This is a genomic window from Mesorhizobium sp. M0306, assembly GCF_040321655.1.
Taxonomy (GTDB): Bacteria; Pseudomonadota; Alphaproteobacteria; order Rhizobiales; family Rhizobiaceae; genus Mesorhizobium.
On record NZ_JAMYRY010000083.1, the window covers coordinates 1 to 2,956 of the forward strand.

The following is a 2,956-nucleotide window of genomic DNA, read 5'->3' on the forward strand; positions in this document are numbered from 1 at the left end:
AGGCCTCCCGCATCTTCCTTCACCGCAACTATGCCGCAGTCGAGAAAGAACCGGGCATTCGAGTGGCGAGACACGCGAAGCGTCGATGAACGCGGCGGCGGTGTCTGGGTCGAGGCGGTATAGTCGAAGAATTTCCACTTCCAGGCATCGGGCAGGTGGTAGATGCCGAGGACGACACCCTGGCTACCTATGCCGGTCAGCTTGTTGATGCGCGGCATTTCCTTGCGCCGGATTAACATGTCGACAGAGCCGGCACCCGCTTCGAGTGCCGTTGCGGCATTGTCCATGGACGAGGCACCAGCGCCGATAACCGCTACACGCTTACCTTTCAGCGCGTCGAAATCGATGTCGTCGGCAGAATGGGCCCAATAGGCGCGATCGATGCCCCTGAGGAAATCGGGCACGGCAAAACCGCCGAGACCGGACCGACCGGTGGCCAGAACGAGGCGACGGGTGAGAACCCGGCCGGCTTCCGCGCCCTCGATATCGATTGCAATCAGATCACCAACGGCTGCGACGCCGGTCATGCGTACACTGTTGCGCACCGGCAGACCAAGAACCTTCCGGTACCAGACCAGGTAGTCCATCCACTGGCCCTTGGGGATTTTGTCAAGCGACTGCCAGGCCTCAGGTCCCCATTGTGCCGTAAACCAGGCGCGGAACGTGAGCTGCGGCAGCCCGAGCGACGGACCGTGGAGGGTCTTCGGCGAGCGCAGCGTCTGCATACGCGCAAACGTTACCCATGGTCCTTCGAGCCCGGCCGGAGCCGCATCGTAGGCAACGACATTGGTTATCCCGGTCAGCACAAGCTTTGCCGTGGCAGCAAGTCCGCACATGCCGGCGCCGATCACTACGACGTCACGGACTGGGGCGCCATCGTGCGTGCGCTTGGGGACCCAAGGCTTGGCGGGCAGCTCGAGAAAGTCGAGATCCTGCGCGAGCTGGGCTTCCAGCGCGGCAAGGCCGCTCGAAGCTGCCGGGGTGGGAATATGCTTCATATTCCCGTCCCGTTATTTGTGTCCGAGGCGGGATCGGTGACCAATTGGCCGGCCAAAGCTGGATCGAGTTTCCTGAAACCGGCAATTGACCGTTCAGCCACCGCTTCGACCGCATCCATCAGCGCCTGCGCAACTGGACGGAGGGGACGGTTTGCGGCAGCCACAACACCCCAATAAAAGAGAACGGTTACGTCGAGAGGGCGAATGACGACACCGGGCAGGGGAACGCCATAGGCGGTGAGGGGATCGATGACAGCCGCCACCCCAGTCTGACGCACGATCTGCAAGGCGCCATAGGCAGTATTGGTCCGGATCACTGGGCCAGTGTCGATGCCGCGAGACGCCAGCGCTTTGGCGACATGCAACTGAAAACGCAGTGGATTGAGCAGCGTGGCGACGCGGCGACCGGCAAAACCCGAAAGCGGCACGACATCAAGTTCAGCCAGCGGATCGTCCTCCCGCACGGCAGCCACGTCAGGCGCCGAGTACAGCCGCAGGACATCCAGACCGGGCGTATCGAGCGGCAGGCTTGAAAATCCGATCTCGGCGCGTCCGCTGCGCACTTCCTGGGCGACGATCGAAGGAAGAAATTGCCCGAGATGCGTCTCGTGCGGAAGCTCGGCACCTTGGAGCTCAGCTAGGGCCGTCGGGATCAAGCCGGTCCCGATCGCAGAGGTTGTGACAATCTGCAGGATCCGTCCCCTGCCGGCGGCGATCATTTTGGCTCGCGCTGCGAGTTCGGTGAAGGACATCAGCAGGCGCCGCGCTTCCTCTTCAAAGGCGACTCCCTCTTCAGACAGCTGCACCCGTCGACCGATCCGATGCAGCAATTCGAAGCCAAGCTCGGCCTCGAGATCCTGAATGGTGCGCGTCACCGCAGGCTGGGAGCGCCCGAGCATGTCAGCCGCCTTGGTGATGCTGCCGCTGGCAGCAACCGCAAGGAAGGTCTGAAGGTCTCGGGTTTCCATGCTCTCCTTCATGCGCAATCCGTATGATTGACATCGTCTCATTCGTTTTTGATATATGTCAAGCGGAAACCAATGTTCGTTACGGCTTTTGCATTTGGCCGGCTTCAGAGCCGGAATCCCTGGCGGAGGCGGACGAGGACGGCAGACGCGGGCTCCAACCTGATGAAAAACTTTCAGGTGACGACGGCAAGAATTCTCAAACCACAAAGCCTGCAACAGGAGGAATATTATGCGCGTGAGTATTCTGGGCGCCGGAGCAGTTGCTTATGGCCTTGCCGCCTATTTGGCAGGATCGGGACATTCGCCAATGCTTTGGTCACCCTCGGGACACCGCACCAGGGCTTTGGCTACTGGCGAATTGTTAAAAGCGACGGGGGATATCGCGGCGACGGTACCGGTGCGCATTGCCAAGGATTGCAAAGACGCCATTGTCAACGCGGACGTGGTGGTGATTGCGCTTCCGGCTTACGGCCACAAGATGGTGATGGATGCGGCGGTCCCTCACCTGGCTGATGGAATTCCCGTCATCATCAGTTCGCATTGTTCCTTCGCGGCGCTGTATCTCTCCAAGCGGTTAGCCGAGCGCAAGGTCAGGTTGCCGATCGTTGTTTGGGGCACGACGCTCCTATCTGGCCGCCAGCTCGGACCAACTGAAGTCCATGTCACCACCATTCGCCAGAAGCTTGATGTTGCGACGCTGCCTTTCAGTTGCCAGGATCAAGGACACGAACTTTGCACGACCGTGTTCGGCGATCGTTTTGTCAACCGCGACGGGATGCTTGCGATCGCACTTAGCAACCTCAATCCGCAAAACCATCTAGGAATTGCCCTTCTTAATCTGACACGCATGGAAAAGGCCGAGCAATGGAGCCAGGGGGGAAATGTCACTCCTGCCGTCGGCCGCCTTATCGAGGCTCTGGATGCCGAGCGGTTGGCCATCGCTGCCCATTTCGGCATCGCCGTTCGCACCGTCAAAGAGCATTTTTCATT

4 protein-coding genes are annotated in these 2,956 nt (G+C 60.3%); 2 read left to right on the forward strand and 2 right to left on the reverse strand.

Annotated elements, in window-relative coordinates; all coding sequences use genetic code 11:
• Both NKI95_RS34090 and NKI95_RS34095 read right to left on the reverse strand, forming a co-directional pair.
• A partial coding sequence (locus NKI95_RS34090; protein ID WP_352722228.1) for an NAD(P)-binding domain-containing protein occupies positions 1-998 on the reverse strand: 998 nt, incomplete at its 3' end.
• Positions 995-1,978 (reverse strand): LysR family transcriptional regulator, encoded by a 984-nt coding sequence (locus NKI95_RS34095; RefSeq protein WP_352722232.1) that lies wholly within the window; start codon positions 1,976-1,978, stop codon positions 995-997. The genes NKI95_RS34095 and NKI95_RS34090, both read right to left, overlap by 4 nt.
• Before the next feature lie 11 nt (positions 1,979-1,989).
• Between NKI95_RS34095 and NKI95_RS34100 the strand changes: the two genes are divergently transcribed.
• Both NKI95_RS34100 and NKI95_RS34105 read left to right on the forward strand, forming a co-directional pair.
• Positions 1,990-2,205, forward strand: coding sequence for a hypothetical protein (locus NKI95_RS34100; protein WP_352464107.1), 216 nt, complete (start codon positions 1,990-1,992; stop codon positions 2,203-2,205).
• Positions 2,196-2,956: NAD/NADP octopine/nopaline dehydrogenase family protein (locus NKI95_RS34105; protein ID WP_352722230.1), on the forward strand; the 761-nt coding region annotated here is incomplete at its 3' end. The genes NKI95_RS34100 and NKI95_RS34105, both read left to right, overlap by 10 nt.